Origin of the sequence: Gimesia aquarii (assembly GCF_007748175.1) — a bacterium.
Taxonomy (GTDB): domain Bacteria; phylum Planctomycetota; class Planctomycetia; order Planctomycetales; family Planctomycetaceae; genus Gimesia; species Gimesia aquarii_A.
The window spans coordinates 3,301,902-3,321,346 of the sequence record NZ_CP037422.1; the positions used below are offsets into that span (position 1 = coordinate 3,301,902).

Below are 19,445 nucleotides of genomic sequence, written 5' to 3' on the forward strand. Positions count from 1 at the left end.
GCATGAGTAAACCCACCGTCGCTATTATTGGAGCCAGCACGGACCGACAAAAATATGGAAATAAGGCGGTTCGTGCTTATCTGAAGCAGGGCTATGACGTTTACCCGGTCCATCCCCGGGAAACGACGATTGAGGGCTTACCAGTTTATCCTACCCTGGAAGAAGTGCCTGTCGAAGATCTGGATCGAATCAGCGTTTATGTTCCCCCTGAAATCGGGATGTCGCTGCTGGAATCAATCCGTGAGAAAGGGGCCAACGAAATCTGGTTCAATCCGGGTAGTGAGAGTCCTGAGCTGCTCGCACGCGCCACTGAACTGGGTGTGAATGTCATTCAGGCTTGCAGTATTATCGATATCGGGGAATCGCCTTCTGCAATGCATGAATAACGCAAAACAGGAATCGCGATTGAGGGAGACTACCGTTTTGTATAGAATGGTTGTAGATGATTTGAGATCTTCTTCATAAAACTTCGTCGTTTCAACTGATTCTCCATAAAGTTCACACCATGAAAAAATGTAAAGTTTGTAATAAACCGGCCGTGTATCACCTAACCGAAATCCAAAACGGAGAGGCACAGGCTCTGCACTTTTGTGAAGACCATTTTCAGGAATACATCAGTGGTCAGGCTCCCCAGGATGAGTGGGAACCTCAAGACGAAGCCACACTCATCGAACTGAATTCACAAGATTTGGAACTGGATGAAGAACTCGAATGCCCCAATTGTGGAATTACATTTCAGGAATTTCGCAGTGAAGGGCGGTTAGGCTGTCCACACGACTACATCGCCTTTCGAGAACCACTGATTCAACTCCTCGAAAATATTCACGGCGAACGTGAACATATCGGCAAATTCCCCAAGCGGGCGCCAACTTCGAGTCAGCAGCAATACGACCTGATTAAATTACGCCGCGAATTGACAGCGGCGATTGCAGAAGAAAATTACGAAAAAGCGGCTGCACTACGAGATCAGATCTCCAAACTCGAAGAGGAAGAGCAAAACGAACTTGAATCTGATAGTTCCGCAGAATAATCACGGTGCGCTTCTAGCAAATCTGAGTCGGAAAACCGAAAACATTTCAGAAACCGTCTGAAAATCAGACATTTTTCTCGCGATCGATTTGTATCAGCTCCGAAAAATCGTTAGTATTCCAGCAGAAGCGAAAACCATCCGGGGATGTGGTGGAATTGGCAGACACGCTAGATTTAGGATCTAGTGCCGCGAGGCGTGCAGGTTCAAGTCCTGTCATCCCCAATGAACAATTTAAAAAAGACTCAGGGCAGTTAAGCCCTGAGTCTTTTTTTGTGTGCAGCTCTTCTGGTGTAACTATGGTGTAACAGGATTGTGGGGACATTGCTGTGTAATTAATGGAATTTTCGAGGGCAATAATTATTTTGGAAATAGTGCTTGTCGAATTCAAAAGTCTCTTCAAAAACCGTTTGGTTTACAACTTAGACACCTTCAGGATAGTCGTTCATTTTTATCAGTAATGCTTTTAAACAGATTCTCTCCTTTTTGAAAAAAGTGAAATATCAGCGAACAAATTACTTCCAAATACCTCTCTATATATAATGGATTTTTGATTTTTACCGTTATTATATTTGTGATAAATATACAGATTATTTACGAAACTCATCTTGAGTTTGAGGGTTTTGCCTTTTATCCTTTTTCTTCACACAAAAACACGCAGGCACACGATAATGTATTGTGTTTATTGAAATGCTTCCCTTCTTCTACTCAAGGACGAACCACTTCAATTTTAGTTGCATTATCACCTTTCTGTCACTTTGACAAACAATGAATTGAAAGATTCAGTAGAAAGGCTGAATTCCTGAAGGTGCGTCTCTTCAATTAAAAAGAGGCACTTCTAAGGAGTAAGGTACGCGCAAAGCTTTTCTACTTTTAGCCTGAATAGCAGCATTGAAGGACTACATGCTATGGTATTAAAAGACTGGTTATATTCGTTACGTCATTCTATGAAATATGGTGCTCCCGTTCGATCTCGTCGTACCAGTCGGCGCCGAAAGAAACACACTTTTCAATATGTTGCAGCAATTGAAAAGCTGGAGCAACGCCAGTTACTGAGTGGTACCAACGATGCCCCTCAATTCGATGATGCCGGAACAGGCTATGCTTGGAATGCGGATGAAAATACCGCGATTGGAACGGTTGTGGGAACAGTCGCTGCCGTTGATCCGGACGGGGATACCTTTACGTTCGCGCTGACATCCGGCACCGATAAGTTTTCGATAAACGATACAACAGGGGCCATCACGCTGATTGCCGCCCTGGATTATGAAACCAGTCAGTCTGAATCATTCGGAGTACAGGCAACAGACTCTCATGGGAATAGTGCATCCACAACAGGAGTTATTTCTGTCGGAGATATCTCAGAATCCTCAGGTAGTGGATCATCCTCGTCCAGCGGCTCGGCATCGGGCTCAAGTAGTAGTTCGGCCTCTGGTAGTTCTTCCGCATCCGGGAGCAGCTCAGCGTCAGGAAGTGGCTCCTCTTCATCAAGCAGTTCGAGTTCAGCCAGCGGTTCCAGTTCTACAAGCGGATCCAGCTCCACCAGTGGGTCAACATCGGGCAGTACATCCGGTTCGGCTTCGAGTTCAGGAGGTAGTTCGTCCTCGACAGGTGGTTCTACATCAGGTAGCGCATCCAACTCAGGTGGCTCATCCTCCTCGGGAAGCAGTTCTGCTTCAGGCAGCTCCACAACGTCGGGCAGTAATTCTTCATCTGGTGGTAGCAGCTCCGCCAGTGGCAGTTCTTCTTCAGGAAGCGGCTCATCAGGCAGTGGAAGCTCCTCGTCCAGTGGTCCTGGCTATGTTGTAGAAGAAACGCCCCAGTTCAGCACGAACTATCAGGGGGAAGGCTACTATTACTGGAAAGTTTCTGAAAATGCCGCGATTGGCACTGTAGTTGGAACTGTGAAAGCCGTTGATCTTCAAGATCAGGCAATTACGTTCTCTCTGACATCAGGCAGTGAAACGTTCTCGATTGATTCCGTCACAGGTGAAGTGACATTAATTGCCCCGCTGGATTATGCCACAGCGATGTACCTTACCTTTACTGTGCAGGCCACTGACACGGATGGAAATACAGCCAATGCACAGGTAGACGTGGTTCTGGAACAGATTCAGCAAGCACCGCAATTTGGACAAACGACAAATTACATCACCGTTGCGGAAGACACTGCTGTGGGCTCAGTCATTGGAACCCTCCAAGCAACGGACGCCCAGGGCGATGCAATTACCTATGAAGTTACGTATGGTGGAGAAACCTTTGCCATTGATGCGATAACGGGAGCGATCACATTGCTGGCAGCGCTCGACTATGAAAGCAGCGGCTTTGATCTTTTTTCCGTTCAAGCCACAGACATTAACGGAAACAGCACCACGATCTGGACTCAAGTGACAGTCGACGATGTTGAAGTAGAACCGGACAACAACAGTTCCAGCTCAGGCAATGGGTCTTCATCATCCAGTGGATCAATTTCAGGCAGCAGTAGCTCATCGAGTAGTAGCTCATCGAGTAGTGGCTCCTCTTCAACTAGTGGGTCTACATCTAGTAGTAGCTCAACTTCAGGGAGTTCTTCCAGTTCCACATCGGGAAGCACTTCTACGTCCGGCAGTAGCTCAAGCTCAACGAGCGGGTCAAGTTCTACAAGCGGCTCCACTTCAGGAAGTACCTCAGGTTCGGCTTCCACATCCGGTAGCAGTTCATCGTCCACCAGCGGATCGGCATCAACCAGTGGCTCCACATCGGGAAGTAGTTCCAGCTCAACGAGTGGGTCAAGTTCGACAAGCGGCTCCACTTCAGGAAGCACCTCGGGTTCGGCTTCGACATCAGGAAGCAGCTCGTCGTCCACCAGCGGATCAGCATCAACGAGTAGATCCACATCGGGAAGCACTTCTACGTCCAGCAGTAGCTCAAGCTCAACGAGCGGGTCAAGCTCAACCAGCGGTTCGACTTCAGGCAGTACATCAGGTTCGGCTTCTACGTCTGGTAGCAGTTCTGGTTCGGGATCGTCTAGCGGTTCAGGCTCAGCTAGTGGTTCAACGTCGGGGAGTACTTCAAGTTCAGGAAGTGGATCAGGAGCTGAAGAAAATCCTTATGCAGATTTGGAGGACATATATAATTCAGGAGTAGCTGCAGCAAACGATGCTTGGGAACAAACTGAGATTGATTCTTGGAATGACCACGAATCAACAATTGATGACGCAATAGATACGTTGAATACCACAGTGGAAAACCTGCAGAGCACATATGATGCTGAAATCGCAGCAGCACAAGCCGCTTATGATGCAGGCTTAGATACAATTGCCACGGATACAACCACCCAAATTGATAATTCAAAACAAACTGCAACTACTGCAATTGAGAGTGCTGTCACTTCGCTCAATGCAGCTATCGCACAGGCTAACATTGACCACCCTTCAGTAGCTGCCTTGTTAACAAACAGTAGTGGTTCCGGAAGTGGATCTTCTTCCAGTAGTTCAGCATCGGGAAGTTCATCAGGTTCTGGTAGTGGTTCGGGTTCTGTAAGTAGCTCAACTTCCGGGTCTGCTTCCACTTCTGGTAGTAGTTCCTCTTCCACTAGCGGGTCATCCTCAACAAGCGGTTCCACATCAGGTAGCAGTTCCAGTTCGTCTAGTGGATCGACGTCCGGCTCTACATCTAACTCGGGTAGCAGTTCAGCCTCTGGCAGTGGCTCTTCCTCTAGCAGTAGTTCTTCATCAAGTGCAAATAGTTTGATTTCAACTGCTGAAGATGGAACGCTTTTTATTAATCCTACGGGAGATACTTATGTTGATGGATCAGTTACTGGCATTGTGGATTATTACAATAGCATTAATACGGCGGATGTAGCATATTCAGATGCTTTAGCAGCCTCTGTTTCTAGTTGGACAATCGCAACAGAAGGAAATATCAATACATTTTTCACTTCAAGAAGTTCTGCTGTTGCATCATACGAAACAAAGGTAGGGACAGCAGCAAGTAATTATACGTTGGATGTTATTTCATCTTTTGATTCATACCTTGATAAATTGTTTGACGCTAACACGACATACAATCAATCAATTGATGGTGCATATACAGCCTGGAGTTCAACAACCATCAGAGCAGGAAAAACTTATATTAGCTCAGTTAACTCTGCTTGGAGCACTTATCAAACAACAGTAGTACTTGCAGCCATTGATGCAAGAGACCAGATGGAACAGGCAATATTCGCATATCAAGACTGGTATGAGAATGAGCCATATCCACACGGATATAGTGGCGAAGATTTAGATGGCGATGGGATTTATGAAGTACCCGGAGGGCCGGATCTAGCATCTGCTAAACAACATGAATTAGCAGTGACCATAGCAACACTAAACCTTGACTTGCAAACTGAATATGCAGATGCGTTATATACATATACTGTTGCGGAATGGGATGCATGGCTTACCTACTTCACCGACACGACCAATGCAGATAAAACATATGATATTGCAATCGCAGATGCAGAAATGACATACACAATAGATACTGTGACTGCTGGAGCTGCGTTGGAAAATGAGCTTGTCTCATTACAAGAAGTTTATGATAAAGCTGTAGAAGATGCAGGTGCTGACTACCTTATTGAAATTGCTAACGCAACCAAGGCATTAATTTCTTCTCAAAGCCAAGCTGATGCTAATTTATCTATAGCTAAAAACAATGCTGCACTAGCATGGTCACAAACAGAAATTAGTGCATGGGGCGGATTACTCAATTCAGAATCAGCAGCATGGTATCAGAAATTCCGCGAAGACTCGAATCTACCAACAGATGAAATCACAGATAGTTATGAGAAACAAAGCTGGGAAACTAAAGTTACAAATGCATCAATTGGGTTTGGATCTATGACTGTAGGAGTCATTACTAATTTAAATAATTCAATTTTGGGCATAACGGCAAATTCTGTCGGAGAAATTGCCAGTACGAATTATACACTGACAGAAAGCACTACAAATTCTAGTCGTGATTATTCAAATGGTTATTTTGAAGCTGATGGTAGCTTTTGGGGAACAGTAATCGGTGCTGAAAAGACATATGATATTGCTCTTGCAAATGCTGACTTTACCTGGACCAGTACAACCGCTGGTTTATGGGCTAACCTACAAATAGGGGGAGCAAATATTGCTGCAACTATTGGAAAACAGAGTGCGGCAATTGCTCGTGATGCGAAAATAAAGATAGCAAAAGACCATCTTGATACAGTTACAAACGACACTAGTTCTCCAGACTACAGATTAGATGGCAATAGTTATTCTGATGCTTTTGAATTTGTGGGTGAAGCTTACTATTACGCGGATGGTCTTTATCTAGATTTTGGCCCTCCCGCTGGATCAATTGTTCAAGAGATTCAAGAATGGATTGACAGCCAAGAAAATGGAACAACCACAGGTAGCGGGTCATCGTCCGGTAGCGGGTCATCGTCCGGTAGCGGGTCATCGTCCGGTAGCGGGTCATCGTCCGGTAGCGGGTCATCGTCCGGTAGCGGGTCATCATCTGGTAGTGGGTCATCATCTGGTAGTGGGTCGTCATCTGGTAGTGGGTCATCATCTGGTAGTGGGTCGTCATCTGGTAGCGGGTCGAGTACAAGTAGTAATTCAACTTCGGACAGTGAAACAAATCTTTCAGACATTGACCCTCGAAATATCACACCAGAACAAATGCAAGAGATTCTTAAAGGATTTGCAAACGAAAAGTTTACACAAGGTGGAAGTGAGGCAATTATTGTTAATGTTGAAATAAATGGGGTAACTAGAAAGTTAGTATTTGCTTATAGTCAACCTGTAATTTACGAATCAACAACGTTATCTGGCTGGGGAACCAGTGTTCCAGTCAGACGAACTCTCCCAGCCCGTTATGAACTTGTTGGAGATGTCGCTGAGAGCTATGGAAGTGAAGCTGCAGCAGAAAATTTTGTATTTGATGCATCTGCATCAGAGCGTATCAAGAATTTTTCTTATGGAATGGATGCAATTGGACAAGCTCTGATCGGTGAATATTCAGGTGGTGACCCGAATGCAGCGGGAGTTGGAATTGGCTTGGGAGCAAGCTTACTAGGTGCCGACATTGGAAAAGATATTTTGGACATTGCTCATGGGTTACAAAACTGGGAATGGTCGTGGGGCCACATGGGAAATATGACCTTAAACGGAATCGCTCTTCTTCCTGTTTTAGGAGTATTAAAATGGGGTGACGAAGCAGCAGATGCCGCGAAAGCAGCTGAAGCTGCTGGCGATGTCGCAAAAACAACGATCGATGGTGTTAAGAAAACTGCTATTACAAGAGCATTTGATGCTTTAAAAGCTAAAATGAGCGCTCTAGAAAGTGCGCAAAAAAGTGCTGTTCGCACTAGGGAGCTTCCTGACGGAAGAATTCGGTATTATGATATTGAAAAGCCTGCAACTAAACCTGGAATAACTCGAGGAGCAACAATGTGTACTGAATATAATCCCAAGACTGGCCAAGTCCGGCAATGGTATGAAAGTTATGATCATTCTGGAAATGTGATTCGAGTTCATCCGAAAAACCTTAACGGCGAACGATTAAATTCGCCACATTTTCCACCAACGGGAAGTGAATTACCATGACATATACACCCAAAGATTTTAGAAACGATATCATCAAAGAAATTGAAAAAGGATTTGATCCTATTCGAATTGGTCAAGCAGCATATGACATTAATTTGGAGTTAGGGACTAAAATTTCTACGGATTTTCATAATGAAATTCTGGGAGTAATGGTGATGGAAGCAGGCCCTGAATTTGAAATGACTGAATCAGAATTAAGAGATTATTTAGATAGAATGGTGGATAAGTTGAAGGAATAACAAGTATATAAATCTGGATTATAAAAAGGGCAGTTCCAGAAAATCGAGACCAGACTTCCTAAATCAAATGACTTCGTAACTACCCAAGATTATGCAACATGGATCAAAAATCCAGATGTGCTTAAGCATCCGTGAATTTGATATCAATGTCAAAAAAAAAAGCGAAATCAAAATTCTTTGTGTGCACAAAAGTCCTGAAAGTGAAGATCTAAATGTGGTCATTAATCTTCTAAGCGGACCGACTCCTTGTCCGACTATGAAGATGAAACTAAAGGATGAAGATAGTGAGAATGAATGGGAAGTGACAGGCTATGGTATGATCCCAATCGAATCCCTTAATGCCGATCCTCCTGTATTGGTTATTGGTCTCAAGACTACAAGTAATTCAAAGCAACTTTTAACCGCTGGGCAACACTTAGTAGAAGTCAGATGAAGATGGTAATATTTATTGATAGCCTTCAAAAAAGATGAGTCATAAAGTCTCTCAACCTATTTCGGAAATCGAGATTCTTTTTGCATACATAGATGCTTCAAATAATATCGTGGTGGCCGCGCATCTCCTCCAAGGTCTTCAACCCTGTCCGACTATGAAGATGAAGCTAAAAGGGGGAGAAAGTGTATGGGAGGTTACTGGCTTTGGAACAGTTCCTGCAGAAGCAGCTATAGCAGACCCACCCAAGTTAGCCCTTGTATTTAAGAACCCTGGTGATTCAAATGAACCATTAAAAGCTGGTCAACATTTAGTCGAAGTCAGATAAAAGGTTATGAATAACGTCTACGTCCAAATGAAAGAATGAAAACAAAACACCAATGACGCAAACTTCGAAGATTATCCTCGGCATGGGAACAGGCCGTTGTGGAACGCTTTCACTGGCTGAAATTCTGAATGGCCAGCCAAACACGCAAGTCACGCATGAAGAAGCTCCTTTATTACCTTGGGATCACGAATCAGACAGCGACATCATTGCCAAACGGTTTGCCCGGATGCGACGGAAACGGAATGCGGAATTTGTCGGGGATATCGCCTCTTTTTATCTGCCGTATATAGATGAGATCATTCAGACAGAACCAGATGTTCGCATTGTCTGTTTGAAACGGAATAAAGACGCTGTTGTTAAAAGCTTCTGCCGCTGGCTTGATCAGGTGCATCCGCTACCTACAAACCATTGGGCGAAAGAACTGCCACCGGGCTGGCACTATGAGCCGAATTGGTCACGTATCTTTCCCAAGTATGACATCCAGAGCAGGGAAGCAGGCATCGCCCGTTACTGGGATGAATACAACGAGCGTTCTGAAACACTGGCCAAACAGTTTCCTGATCAACTGCGAATTGTGAATGTCGAACAACTGAACGACGAGGCAGGGGTTCGCGAACTGCTGACATTTGTGGGAATTCCCAAAGACCAGCAGGTTAATCATGCGGGATTGCATACACATAAATCGAGCAAGACTCCCGCTCAAAAAGCAGCTCCCCGTGCGTCGGCTCATCCGATGGACACTAAAAAGTGTGTTGTATTGGTTCCTTATTCCGGAAGTATTGTTCCGCAGTGCGAGCAGTCCCTCAAAGAATTGGAACGCCGAGGTTACGTCGTCCGTCGTATCAGAGGTTACGCAGCCATAGACCAGGGGCGCAATCAACTGGCAACCAACGCCTTAAAAGACGGCTTTGAGGAGACGATGTGGATCGATTCCGATGTCGGCTTCTTTCCCGATGCCATTGAAAAACTACGAAAGCATAATCTGCCGATTTCCTGTGGTATCTATCCCAAAAAAGGCAAGCGGGAATTGGCCTGTCATGTATTGCCAGGCACACCGAAGATGGTGTTCGGTAATGGTGGGGGACTGATTGAGATCTTATATGCGGGAACAGGCTTTCTACATATCCGCCGTGAAGTCTATCGTAAGATTCAGGAAGAACTCAAACTTCCGATGTGCAACGAACGTTTTGGCGAAACCATGATCCCCTTTTTCCATCCGATGCTGTATCAAAGAGATGACGGCTATGATTATCTGGCGGAAGACTACTCATTCTGCCAGCGCGCCCGCGACTGCGGCTTTCAGATCATGGCAGATACCACCGTCCGACTCTGGCACGTTGGTACCTACGCCTACGGCTGGGAAGACGCCGGCAAAGAACCAGAGCGCTTTGGTTCATTCACACTGAATTTTAATCAATAGGTCAGTAGTACTCTTAAATCTGTTAATCAATTCTTTGACGCCATGCGGTTTGAAATCGATCATCTTAAACTGGGAAATAGCATTTATGATGGCATGTTAAAAAGCAACACCTCCCGAATCTCTTTTCGCATTGGGAGCGGAATCTTGGGTCATCAGGCAGAACCTTACCCATATTTTTATCCGATTTTCCTACTGCTATTCCTGATTCCTGAACGCGGAAGGGGTCACGCTGGTCGCGTTTCTGAAGGCTCGAGTAAATGCACTGTGATCGTAGAAACCGCAAGCGACTGCGATCTCAGCAATAGTTTTGTTCGTATCACGCAGCATTCGCGAAGCGGCGGCAATTCGAATTCTGGTGATGAGTTGAGTCGGAGTCAGTCCAAAAATTCGCTTCGTAAATCGTGTGAGTTGCTGTGGAGTCAGGTCTGACTTCTCAGCCAGCGTAGAGGGTGTGACTCCATTGGTTAGCGTTCTTTCAAAATCATCCAATACCCGCGCGAAGCCTTCCGGAATTTCTGCAGTTTGCACTGGTACTCGGACATCACGTGAAAACCCTATGATGCCGACAATTTGGCCCTCACCATTCGGAATCGGTAACTTGGTTGTCACGCACCAAACCGGTTCGTGCCGACTGTTCCACTGCATTTCGAGATGCTCGAGTATCGGTTGACCGGTCCGCAGCACTTCCTCATCCTGTTCAGAAGGAACATTTCCGAAGTCGCCCTCACAGAGATCACGGGGCCTTTTTCCAATGGCGTCGGCCTTGCTGTTTAGACCATGACGATTCACCAAAGACTCGTTTACCGTCACATAGCGACCGGCGGCATCTTTTACAAAGAAGGCGACATCGGGGGCAGCATCAAAAAGAGCTGATAGAATCGTCACATCGATGGAGGCAAGATTGTTTCCAGGTATGCACGTCATTGGTTTGGTTGCTTCTGTGCGCCGTTTCGTTCTAATGTGAATGTTTGGTCCTAGACTGAAAAGTGTTCCTCTGCTACGCTGAGAACACGTAAACCAAGTTATGAGAAAAAACAGTCATCCCGAAAGTCATCCAATCATACGTTGAGGATGCTGCATGATGTCAACGGGATCAGGTACTATGAAAATAATTCGCATCCTTGCACATCGCGTTGAATTACCACTCAAAGAAGGATCTTACAAGTGGTCTGGAGGAAAGTCTATCTCAGTTATTGACAGCACCATCATTGGCGTCGAAACCGACACACGATTGGCCATGCAGCATGCCGCACGCGCTGCAAATCAATACAGCAACTTGAAGCAATGACAACTTATAGCGCATCACATTTTAGTATATCGTGCCTCAATCTAACATACTCGGTCCAAATGGCCTTGGAGACGCTACAGTAAACCTGGACACAGGCTAGATCTGACTTGCAAGCATCCAGAAACGACCGAACACTAAACAGCAATCCCTATCCCAGCAATCACTGAAAATCAACATGAATTATTTCTTTACTTTTACCATTCTTTCCGTGGCAGTTGTAATCCAGGTTGTCGCTGGAATCGCCGAAGGTCAGACTCAAACTCCAAGGTGGCAGGAGGGAGCCAGTGAGCGACTCCGCGCCATTTATGACCGCGGCGAATTTCGCGCTCCAAAAGTCGAGGCCGAGTGGCTTCCCGATAGTTCCGGATACAAACTGCGCGAAACAGATCCGGACACGAAAAAACGCGTTGTGGCTCTCTACGATGTTCGTTCCGGAGCACGCAACATTGTCGACAATGCAAAGCCGGAAAGGTTACTTTCCCCTGACGGTCGACGCATCCTGGAAACGCGCAATCGAAAAATCTTCGTGAGTGACGTCGATCGCAATCAACGAACAGTGCTAACAGAGGACGTCGGCGATCGCGACATTTCCTTTCGCGACCTTCGCTGGAGTCCGAGTGGCAAATACGTTTCGTTTGTTGAGATTGACCGGACTGAAGTCAGGCAACGATCTGTTCTGGTGCCCGGTGATCCGACCTATCCACGTGTCGCTCAAAATCGATTTGCCAGAGTGGGCGGCAAGCTGAATTCACTTCGCGTTGGAATCGCTGACTCAGCCGGCGAAAAAGTCCGTTGGCTGCCAATCGAAGTTGCCGAGGAGGGTTTCTATCTAGGCCAAGTCGATTGGATTGGAAATTCCGATGAATTGTTGATTGAAAAGATGAGTCGTTTCCGTGATAAACGTGAATTCTGGATCGCTTCAGTCGATGGAAAACTCACTCGCATCTACGGCGAAGTCAACGATGCCTGGGCCATCGGCAGCCATAGAATCAATTCCGGGGCGAGATGGATTCGTGATGGCGAAGCATTCATTTTTATCAGCGAGAAGGACGGCTGGCGACACGCGTGGCTATGCTCACGTGATGGAAAGCAGGAAACCAAACTCACACGCGGTGAGTTCGATCTGATCAATCGGGCTCACGTCGATGAGGCTGGCGGTTGGTATTACTTCTACGCCTCACCCGACAATGCGACACAAAAGTATCTCTACCGAGTCCCACTGGACGGTACTGGAACTTTGGAACGAATTTCACCAAAGGATCAGCCCGGCACGCACGACTATGAAATTTCGCCTGATGCGAAATGGGCCATTCATACCTATTCCCGTTTAAATACGCCGCCCAGTGTCGAGGTAGTCGAGTTGCCCGAACACAAGGTCGTTCGCGTTATCAATGAGAATAGCCAACTGCGGGCAAAGATGAAACAAATGGTGCCGCGACCGTCCGAATTTGTTCAGATCGATATCGGCGACGGTGTGGTCATGGACGCAGTGATCACGAAGCCAAGTGATTTTGACGAATCGAAAAAGTACCCCGTCTTCGTCTACGTTTATGGCGAACCTTATTTGCAGACGGTTCTCGATAAATGGGGTGCTGCGCAGATTGATTTTCACCGCGTCGTCGCGGACACCGGATACGTTGTGGTCTCGATCGACAACCGCGGCACGGCAGCACCAAAAGGCGCCGCGTGGCGACGTTCTGTATTTGGCAGTCTGGGCCCGCTGTCCACTGAAGATCAGGCCGCCGCTCTGAAGAAGCTTGCGGAAATGGAACCGTACATCGATTTGAATCGAGTCGGTATCTGGGGTTGGAGTGGTGGTGGCTCCAACACGTTAAACGCCATGTTTCGCAAGCCGGATGTCTACCACGTGGGCATCGCGGTCGTGCCCAAGCCACAACCGTGGCTTTACAACGCCTGGTTCCAGGAAATCTATATGCGGACTCGCGAAGTCAACCCAGAAGGCTACAAGCGATCCGCACCGATCAACTTCGCCGAAGGTCTGAAGGGCAAGCTGTTGATCGTCACCGGATCAGGCGAAACGAACACTCACATTCAAATCATCGAAGGGCTCGTTGATCGGCTGATCGAACTTGGCAAGCCATTCGATTATATGGTGTATCCCAACCGCGACCACGGTCTTCGTGAAGGACCAGGGTCTGTCGTGCATGTGCGAATGCTGATCCTCCGACATCTGATCGAAAATTTACCACGCGGCCCGCGATAAATTTTTTGAACTACTTGGTTACTTCGGAGCAGATTTCGACTAAAAAGCCATTGATATCACGGACATAAGATACCGTTTGCCCCCATGGTTTTTCTGCCGGTGGAGCCACAGGCGTGGCTCCGTTTTTGACGGCTTTTTCGTAGGCAGTTGCTATGTCATCTGTGACAAAACCAATTTCAACAGCCTGCGCCGGTCCTTCCGATTGTGGCTCAATAAAGTTGATTCCCGCAGACTTTGCCTGGGAATAAGACACAAATCCAAGCACCGTAGTGCCAGTGTTCAACTCACAGTATCCTTTGTCCCCCTCGACACTTAAGAACTTTCTTTCAAGTCCAAATGCCGTCTCGAAAAATTCCAATGTTTCCTCGACATCCCTAACGTAGAACAGCATATATCCGAATTTCATTGTACTCCTTCTTTCTGTTTCTTGGGTTGTGTTGTTCGATGTGGCATGGCTTTCGTAGTCGCGGCATCCGGTAGTAACGCACAGGAAAGCTGCTCCGATTGCCGCTGTCAGGCATATGCTGCATCCACAGAATTTCATCCGATTCCCTTATTTTGCAACTAGAATCTCTCTGTAGATTCAGCATTCGCTCATTATCGCATCACCCAGCAAACGGGTATTGGAAAAATGGAACATGTCAGAAAAGAATTCAGCGAGCAGCTAATTCAGTTGGTGTTAAGCCGGTTAAACTGCGGCATTCGGTGACCATATGAGCCTGGTCATAGTAGCCAACATTCAACGCAGCAAATGACCAATTTGCTTGCTTAGTTGTTTCGACATGGGCAAGCAATTGCTGTAAACGAACGACGCGTCCAAAGCATTTCGCTCCCACTCCCACATGCTGTCGAAATAGTCGATTAAGATGCTGTCGACTCGTGCCGACCTCGTTGGCAATCGCTCCGATACGTTTATGCCCTTGCTCAATCATCGAAATAGCAATTTGAACTCGTTTATCTACAGGTAAAGTTTCTGCTAAACGGTCGAGCAAGGCGGATTCAAGTTGATGAATCCTTCCCGAGAGCGTAGTCTCATCGCGGAGTCGGTCAGACAGTCGGACCATCCGCCACTCTCGGGGGAGTTCGCATTGCAAATCGGTAACCTCATCTGCAGCAAAATTGAGAAATGGAGCAGCTCCTCCAGGTCGAAATCGTACTGCAACTAAACAAACAGAGTCTGTAATCTGGAACAGCAGTGGTCTGGTCATCGTCCCAACGACTTTTCCTTCACAACTGCTACTCGGCGATAAGTCGAAGATAAAGTCGATACAACCATCGGGCAGAATGCGACGCGTAACAGGTGCGATATGAGCGGGTGCTAGTGAACTCCAGAAGCAATCGACGTAAGGACGTAAAGCTTTTGCGGGCAATTGTTCTTTGTATCTTTCTCGTGTGTAGTCCATAACGGATTGATTATAACAAAAAACGTGTCACATCAAACGACCTGAATGTTTTTTCGGTCGCAAGCATTGTGCAGCGGCAAATGACTACTAAAAACGAAACCTAAGAAGCTGCATAAGATTCATCACCCGAGGGTAGTCTAGCAAAGATGTAATAATTCAGGCCTTGTTTAAGCCAATTGTGGCAGCACGAATCGAAACCAGTACCAAATAAAGTATAATGAGCCAGACACTCGAAGTCTTCCGACAGCTCAGGAGCAAACATGACGATTAGTCAACACAATGTCGCCAAGTTTGAGCTTCCGTCTTGTGCCGGGTTAAAGCCCGAAGCAAAAAGTGGGCGATTTGCGGCACAGAACGGAAGGTACTGCCCATTGTTTGCGTCAGGATTGTGTCTTGAGGCCAAAGACGCGATCCATGTTGCTGGAGATTTCTTTCAGACGCTCAAGATCACCGCCGGCTACTTCCGCTGCCGCCCAGCCGGAGTACTTGATCTCTGCAAGCGCCTTTCGAACATCGGCCCAGTCCAGATCGCCTGCGCCGATCTTTGTAAACTTGCTCATTTCGCGAGAGAAGCCTTTCAGGTCAAGCTTGACGATCCGTTTATTGAGCTGGCGAATCCAGTCGCCCATGCTGCCATACTTCCAGTGATTACCAATATCAAACTGCATGCCGACCCAGGGAGAATCGAATTCGTCAATGTACTTCACAAACTTATCCGCGGTCTGAGTGTGGTCACCTTCGTGGTCATAGCAGAACTGGTTCCAGACATTTTCGACCAGGATATGAATGCCGAGTTCTGCAGCCAGCGGCACTGCCTTTGAGATATTCTCGACTGATCGCTTCCAGATTTCTTCTTCGGGACCGTCGCTTCCTCGGCCCACGACAAGCAGAACTGAGTTCCCACCGACGGCATGAGTCTGGCGAAGGGCTTCCTGCAAACTGGCCAGTGCTTTTGCACGTACTGCGGGATCTGGATCTGTGTGGCGAACATTCCAGTGCCCGGCATTGACCGACCCGTCTACCGGAAGTCCCGTCGCTTTGATGGCGGCTCGCACTTCTGCGACATTGATCCCCGGACAATTTAATTCGATCCCGTCGAACCCGGCTTCCTTCGCAATCGCAAATTTTTCTTCGAGTGTCTTACCAGATCGAACCATCCCAATCTTAAGAGTCTTATACAGGCGACCGTTGAGATAGCCATCTTTATGCTCCGCCCCTCGTACAAGCGATGGGCCGGAAACAGCAGCGGTTGCCGCTAACAGTACAAACTGGCGACGAGAAAGTAAATTTGATGTAATCATGATGTACTCCTTGATGAGTTCTCGTGTTTCGTTCATTTTTAGTTTGATGGCGAGATTATTGGAATGCCCGCGCCCATTCGTCATGATATTGTAACAGGCTGAACAAGAACATGACACTGAGAATGGATAATGGTACGAAAAGAGTCGACCAACTCGATTCGGGATTCAGTGTCGCGAAGCGTGACGATTCAGATCCAGTCATCTCCAAATCCATTTCAAAAGCACGGATGTCTTACAGGCATTTGTACTTTTTTGTATTTATGATGTCTAAATGAGTTATAATCATCGTCAAAAGCGATTTGCTCTGTATCTGAGATAATAGAGAAATGGTTTCAACAGTACATTGTCAAGAGATCTGCAATAAGGGGAAGTACAAACCATGCAGAGCAGCATTCGAAAAGAAATTGAGCGTCTGACGACCAATTCAGCTACCCGCAGAGCCGATCTTCTACAATCCGCGCATCGTAAGTTACATATGAAGAAGATCTTGTCAATTATTTCAGGCGTCCTGGCCCTTGGTTCCGCCGGTGCCATTACCACAGCACTCGTAGCGACATTAGGGGATCGAGGGCTTGAAATGGTAGCCGCGATCATTGCCGCACTGTCAGGCACGATTACCCTCGTCATATCCGCTTACTTTAGTGAGAAAGACGTCGCCAGCATGTTTACCGGTTCGTCGAAGTACTTAGCGCTCCGCGAGAATGTTTACCGTCTTGTGATTCACCCCACAATTACTGAAGAAGAACGATTTGCCATTTTAACCGAACTACAAAAAGAATACGCGGAGCTTGACGAGTCATACTCTCGTTTCTTTTCAAATTATGGCAGCTTCACCGGCAGTGAAGCGATCAGCTTCGGTACGGAGGATTATCAATACTCATCCATGAGTCCTATGCCGCAACTGAATATCAATGATCCGAAGTTACTCGAAGCAGAACAACGAGAACTTGAACTCGTTCGTAAGGAACTTGATCAGATGAAGGACGCCACCTGAGAGAAAATGTACTAAGTAAAAAAACTGATCGTGAGTCCTTGCAGCATGATTTCATCACTCCAAAGGCAATTCCCATCGCTGCTGCATTCATCCCTTTCAGCCACTCAGATTGCTCTCGATGCTGATGGAGGCTTTACTGTACTCCCTTAAGAGAACCCTGTTCATTACAGCCATTTGCATAGACCGCTGGTTCTCTTCCTCATTTGTTTCAGCTTCTGTATTCCCATTAGCCTAAACCCTAACAAAACATAGTGTTTACCTCCAAAATTAAGTAGGGGGGTTTTACTTCGTCTCTGCTACCAATTTCTTCGATTCGATCAGGATTGATCTCTATTTTCACCTCTGAACAAAGCACGTAAACAATTGTCGTTATTGACTATATACCAAAACTCATTTATATTAATATAGTTAATTAATAAACAGCGCTATATTTCACCAAAGTTATATTTAATTACGTATGCCATCATTTTTATCTTTTTAAGGAGAATTGGAATGGAACAGGAACGACCTTCAAAAAAACGAAGAGGATTTACCCTTATTGAATTACTTGTGGTGATTGCGATCATTGCCATTTTGATTGCCCTCTTACTTCCCGCGGTTCAGCAGGCACGTGAAGCAGCCAGACGAAGTACCTGTAAAAACCAATTAAAACAGCTGGGATTAGCACTCCATAATTACCACGACACGCACAGTGTCTTCCCTCCAGGCCAAGTAGCAAGTGGGGATTGTGGTTCAAGTCCCAACCCACCACTCACTGCAATGAACATGAATGGGTTAGTTTTACTTCTTCCTTACTTAGATCAGGCAGCACTTTACTCTAATCTGGATTTCAATCTCGCCTTTGATGATTATTCTTCAAGTGGTATCCCGCTTTCGGGAGGCAATGCAACCACAAATGCCAACCAGGTGAATCGAGTCATGACCATCTTTAGTTGTCCTACTGATCCAGGCCCTGGAGGTTCATCCACAAGTACTACTTATAATTTACCTGGTGGAACTCCGGAACATAGAACAAATTATGATTTTATTTCTATCAGACTACATACAGAATGTAATAGATGGGCAACACGTTCACTCACAACCAGATTCATGTTTGAAGATGGTAGTAAGTGCCGTATTCGAGATATTAAGGATGGAGCAAGTAACACAGCCATGATGACTGAAACCAGAAAATCATGTTGTGGTAATGGAAATAATGCGAGTTGGGCCGGTCGTGGTTGGGTACAAATCGGACTCTCACTGGGACAATCACCACCAAACAATACCATTCGTAGTGGAATTGATTTTAAACCACGTTTGGGTGACTGGGGTTGGACAGGCAGTTGGCACGTCGGTGGATTGCACGTATTAATGGCAGATGGCGCAGTGATTTTTCTCAGTGAAAATAGCGATGTCAGTATTCGAAGGAATCTTGATCGAATTGCTGATGGAAATGTTCTCGGCGAATTCCGCTAACAGAGACTCCGTATAGCCATTCAATCATTCTTGTGAATCTATTCGTCTCAGAACAATTCATCGTTAATTTTTTCAGATCGATCAACTGTTTCAGTTACTGCCCGAAGAACCAATTGTCTTCTTCGGGCATTTTTAGTTTGAATCACTCTCAGGAGCCTCATTATATGAATTTTCCATTATCACTGTTAAAAATGCGAATACAAACCTGCTATCAGTTTCTTCTCATTGCATTGATCGGCATAGGTATTTCAGGTTGTAGTGGAGGTTCAGAAACTCCGAAGGTCTTCTCTGAACTCGTCACCGCTAAGGGAAAAATCACATTAGATGATGCGCCATTGGCTGCCGCAACCATCACATTTATCCCTCAAGAGGGAGAAGCAGACATTCGGATGGCATCTGCCATCACAGACAACTCAGGTATTTTTGAATTAATTACGCCGATTGCCAATGTGAGTCCTGAGGAAACAAAGGGAATCGCTCCAGGTAACTACAAAGTTATCATCAGCAAAGTATTGATGCCAGACGGATCTGTTGTACCTCCAGAAACCACAGAAGCAGATGCCATGGCAGAAGGAGCCAAAGAATCGTTGCCTGCCAAATATAGTAATTTTGAAAACACGAAGTTAACAGTGGAAGTGGAACAAAGTACCGATCCGAATCTGACTTATGATTTCGAATTACAATCAAAGTAACGCAAAAGTATCTCACAAAATCACAGAACTCCAAGCCCC

At 46.1% G+C, this 19,445-nt stretch carries 19 protein-coding genes, 1 tRNA gene and 2 pseudogenes; 15 read left to right on the top strand and 7 right to left on the bottom strand.

Annotation, left to right across the window (positions count from 1 at the left end):
* Positions 1-2: 2 nt before the first annotated feature.
* The 4 genes and pseudogenes from V202x_RS12605 to V202x_RS28135 form a co-directional block, all read left to right on the top strand.
* Positions 3-386 carry a CoA-binding protein gene (locus V202x_RS12605; RefSeq protein ID WP_145175131.1) on the top strand — a complete coding sequence of 128 codons (384 nt, stop codon included), beginning with the start codon at positions 3-5 and terminating at the stop codon, positions 384-386.
* 119 nt (positions 387-505) lie between these two features.
* Positions 506-1,030 (top strand): UvrB/UvrC motif-containing protein, encoded by a 525-nt coding sequence (locus tag V202x_RS12610; RefSeq protein ID WP_145175134.1) that lies wholly within the window; start codon positions 506-508, stop codon positions 1,028-1,030.
* Between the two features lie 140 nt (positions 1,031-1,170).
* Positions 1,171-1,252: transfer RNA gene (locus V202x_RS12615), tRNA-Leu, on the top strand.
* Between the two features lie 722 nt (positions 1,253-1,974).
* Positions 1,975-2,319, top strand: a pseudogene (locus V202x_RS28135) (cadherin repeat domain-containing protein); the annotation flags it as partial.
* A 20-nt stretch (positions 2,320-2,339) separates the two neighbouring features.
* Here V202x_RS28135 and V202x_RS27810 read toward each other — a convergent pair.
* Positions 2,340-2,717, bottom strand: a complete 378-nt coding sequence (locus V202x_RS27810) for a hypothetical protein (protein ID WP_232098963.1) — start codon at positions 2,715-2,717, stop codon at positions 2,340-2,342.
* Between the two features lie 184 nt (positions 2,718-2,901).
* Between V202x_RS27810 and V202x_RS28140 the strand changes: the two are divergent.
* Positions 2,902-3,363, top strand: a pseudogene (locus V202x_RS28140) (cadherin repeat domain-containing protein); the annotation flags it as partial.
* Between the two features lie 47 nt (positions 3,364-3,410).
* Here V202x_RS28140 and V202x_RS27815 read toward each other — a convergent pair.
* Together V202x_RS27815 and V202x_RS27820 are read right to left on the bottom strand one after the other, a co-directional pair.
* A complete protein-coding gene (locus V202x_RS27815) occupies positions 3,411-3,914 on the bottom strand; it encodes a hypothetical protein (RefSeq protein WP_232098964.1) in 504 nt (167 codons plus the stop codon).
* A gap of 387 nt (positions 3,915-4,301) precedes the next feature.
* Positions 4,302-4,631, bottom strand: a complete 330-nt coding sequence (locus tag V202x_RS27820; RefSeq protein WP_232098965.1) for a hypothetical protein — start codon at positions 4,629-4,631, stop codon at positions 4,302-4,304.
* A 124-nt stretch (positions 4,632-4,755) separates the two neighbouring features.
* Between V202x_RS27820 and V202x_RS27825 the strand changes: the two genes are divergently transcribed.
* The 5 genes from V202x_RS27825 (at position 4,756) to V202x_RS27465 (ending at position 10,049) form a co-directional block, all read left to right on the top strand.
* The gene (locus tag V202x_RS27825; RefSeq protein ID WP_232098966.1) at positions 4,756-7,632 is read left to right on the top strand and encodes a hypothetical protein; all 2,877 of its coding nucleotides are present in this window, start codon (positions 4,756-4,758) and stop codon (positions 7,630-7,632) included.
* A complete protein-coding gene (locus V202x_RS12625; RefSeq protein WP_145175140.1) occupies positions 7,629-7,871 on the top strand; it encodes a hypothetical protein in 243 nt (80 codons plus the stop codon). Before V202x_RS27825 ends, V202x_RS12625 begins: the two co-directional genes overlap by 4 nt.
* A 115-nt stretch (positions 7,872-7,986) precedes the next feature.
* Positions 7,987-8,304 (top strand): hypothetical protein, encoded by a 318-nt coding sequence (locus V202x_RS12630; RefSeq protein ID WP_145175143.1) that lies wholly within the window; start codon positions 7,987-7,989, stop codon positions 8,302-8,304.
* A 34-nt stretch (positions 8,305-8,338) separates the two neighbouring features.
* Entirely contained in the window at positions 8,339-8,629 is a 291-nt protein-coding gene (locus tag V202x_RS12635) for a hypothetical protein (protein ID WP_145175146.1), read from the top strand.
* 52 nt (positions 8,630-8,681) lie between these two features.
* Positions 8,682-10,049, top strand: a complete 1,368-nt coding sequence (locus V202x_RS27465; RefSeq protein ID WP_197993364.1) for a sulfotransferase — start codon at positions 8,682-8,684, stop codon at positions 10,047-10,049.
* A gap of 195 nt (positions 10,050-10,244) precedes the next feature.
* On the opposite strand, the gene V202x_RS12645 is transcribed toward V202x_RS27465, so the two are convergent.
* The gene (locus V202x_RS12645; RefSeq protein ID WP_145175149.1) at positions 10,245-10,973 is read right to left on the bottom strand and encodes an AraC family transcriptional regulator; all 729 of its coding nucleotides are present in this window, start codon (positions 10,971-10,973) and stop codon (positions 10,245-10,247) included.
* A gap of 178 nt (positions 10,974-11,151) precedes the next feature.
* Between V202x_RS12645 and V202x_RS12650 the strand changes: the two genes are divergently transcribed.
* Together V202x_RS12650 and V202x_RS12655 are read left to right on the top strand one after the other, a co-directional pair.
* The gene (locus tag V202x_RS12650) at positions 11,152-11,337 is read left to right on the top strand and encodes a hypothetical protein (RefSeq protein ID WP_197993365.1); all 186 of its coding nucleotides are present in this window, start codon (positions 11,152-11,154) and stop codon (positions 11,335-11,337) included.
* Between the two features lie 175 nt (positions 11,338-11,512).
* A complete protein-coding gene (locus V202x_RS12655; protein WP_145175152.1) occupies positions 11,513-13,561 on the top strand; it encodes a S9 family peptidase in 2,049 nt (682 codons plus the stop codon).
* 10 nt (positions 13,562-13,571) lie between these two features.
* On the opposite strand, the gene V202x_RS12660 is transcribed toward V202x_RS12655, so the two are convergent.
* The 3 genes from V202x_RS12660 to V202x_RS12670 all read right to left on the bottom strand — a co-directional run bounded on the left by V202x_RS12660 (position 13,572) and on the right by V202x_RS12670 (position 16,265).
* The gene (locus V202x_RS12660; protein ID WP_145175155.1) at positions 13,572-13,967 is read right to left on the bottom strand and encodes a VOC family protein; all 396 of its coding nucleotides are present in this window, start codon (positions 13,965-13,967) and stop codon (positions 13,572-13,574) included.
* A 247-nt stretch (positions 13,968-14,214) separates the two neighbouring features.
* The gene (locus V202x_RS12665; RefSeq protein WP_145175158.1) at positions 14,215-14,964 is read right to left on the bottom strand and encodes a DUF6597 domain-containing transcriptional factor; all 750 of its coding nucleotides are present in this window, start codon (positions 14,962-14,964) and stop codon (positions 14,215-14,217) included.
* 380 nt (positions 14,965-15,344) lie between these two features.
* Positions 15,345-16,265, bottom strand: a complete 921-nt coding sequence (locus V202x_RS12670; RefSeq protein WP_145175161.1) for a sugar phosphate isomerase/epimerase family protein — start codon at positions 16,263-16,265, stop codon at positions 15,345-15,347.
* 379 nt (positions 16,266-16,644) lie between these two features.
* Between V202x_RS12670 and V202x_RS12675 the strand changes: the two genes are divergently transcribed.
* From V202x_RS12675 to V202x_RS12685, 3 genes are all read left to right on the top strand, one after another.
* Positions 16,645-17,259 carry a hypothetical protein gene (locus tag V202x_RS12675; protein ID WP_145175164.1) on the top strand — a complete coding sequence of 205 codons (615 nt, stop codon included), beginning with the start codon at positions 16,645-16,647 and terminating at the stop codon, positions 17,257-17,259.
* 492 nt (positions 17,260-17,751) lie between these two features.
* Positions 17,752-18,714, top strand: a complete 963-nt coding sequence (locus V202x_RS12680; protein WP_145175166.1) for a DUF1559 domain-containing protein — start codon at positions 17,752-17,754, stop codon at positions 18,712-18,714.
* A 164-nt stretch (positions 18,715-18,878) separates the two neighbouring features.
* Positions 18,879-19,406 (top strand): carboxypeptidase-like regulatory domain-containing protein, encoded by a 528-nt coding sequence (locus tag V202x_RS12685; RefSeq protein WP_145175169.1) that lies wholly within the window; start codon positions 18,879-18,881, stop codon positions 19,404-19,406.
* Positions 19,407-19,445 lie beyond the last annotated feature (39 nt).

Coding starts and splice junctions, on each gene's coding strand:
- V202x_RS12625 (WP_145175140.1), top strand. CDS start 7,629: ATGACATATACACCCAAAGATTTTAGAAACGATATCATCAAAGAAATT.
- V202x_RS12645 (WP_145175149.1), bottom strand. CDS start 10,973: ATGACGTGCATACCTGGAAACAATCTTGCCTCCATCGATGTGACGATT.
- V202x_RS12665 (WP_145175158.1), bottom strand. CDS start 14,964: ATGGACTACACACGAGAAAGATACAAAGAACAATTGCCCGCAAAAGCT.
- V202x_RS12650 (WP_197993365.1), top strand. CDS start 11,152: ATGAAAATAATTCGCATCCTTGCACATCGCGTTGAATTACCACTCAAA.
- V202x_RS12675 (WP_145175164.1), top strand. CDS start 16,645: ATGCAGAGCAGCATTCGAAAAGAAATTGAGCGTCTGACGACCAATTCA.
- V202x_RS12685 (WP_145175169.1), top strand. CDS start 18,879: ATGAATTTTCCATTATCACTGTTAAAAATGCGAATACAAACCTGCTAT.
- V202x_RS12655 (WP_145175152.1), top strand. CDS start 11,513: ATGAATTATTTCTTTACTTTTACCATTCTTTCCGTGGCAGTTGTAATC.
- V202x_RS12605 (WP_145175131.1), top strand. CDS start 3: ATGAGTAAACCCACCGTCGCTATTATTGGAGCCAGCACGGACCGACAA.
- V202x_RS12660 (WP_145175155.1), bottom strand. CDS start 13,967: ATGAAATTCGGATATATGCTGTTCTACGTTAGGGATGTCGAGGAAACA.
- V202x_RS12610 (WP_145175134.1), top strand. CDS start 506: ATGAAAAAATGTAAAGTTTGTAATAAACCGGCCGTGTATCACCTAACC.
- V202x_RS12635 (WP_145175146.1), top strand. CDS start 8,339: ATGAGTCATAAAGTCTCTCAACCTATTTCGGAAATCGAGATTCTTTTT.
- V202x_RS12670 (WP_145175161.1), bottom strand. CDS start 16,265: ATGATTACATCAAATTTACTTTCTCGTCGCCAGTTTGTACTGTTAGCG.
- V202x_RS12680 (WP_145175166.1), top strand. CDS start 17,752: ATGGAACAGGAACGACCTTCAAAAAAACGAAGAGGATTTACCCTTATT.
- V202x_RS12630 (WP_145175143.1), top strand. CDS start 7,987: ATGTGCTTAAGCATCCGTGAATTTGATATCAATGTCAAAAAAAAAAGC.
- V202x_RS27465 (WP_197993364.1), top strand. CDS start 8,682: ATGACGCAAACTTCGAAGATTATCCTCGGCATGGGAACAGGCCGTTGT.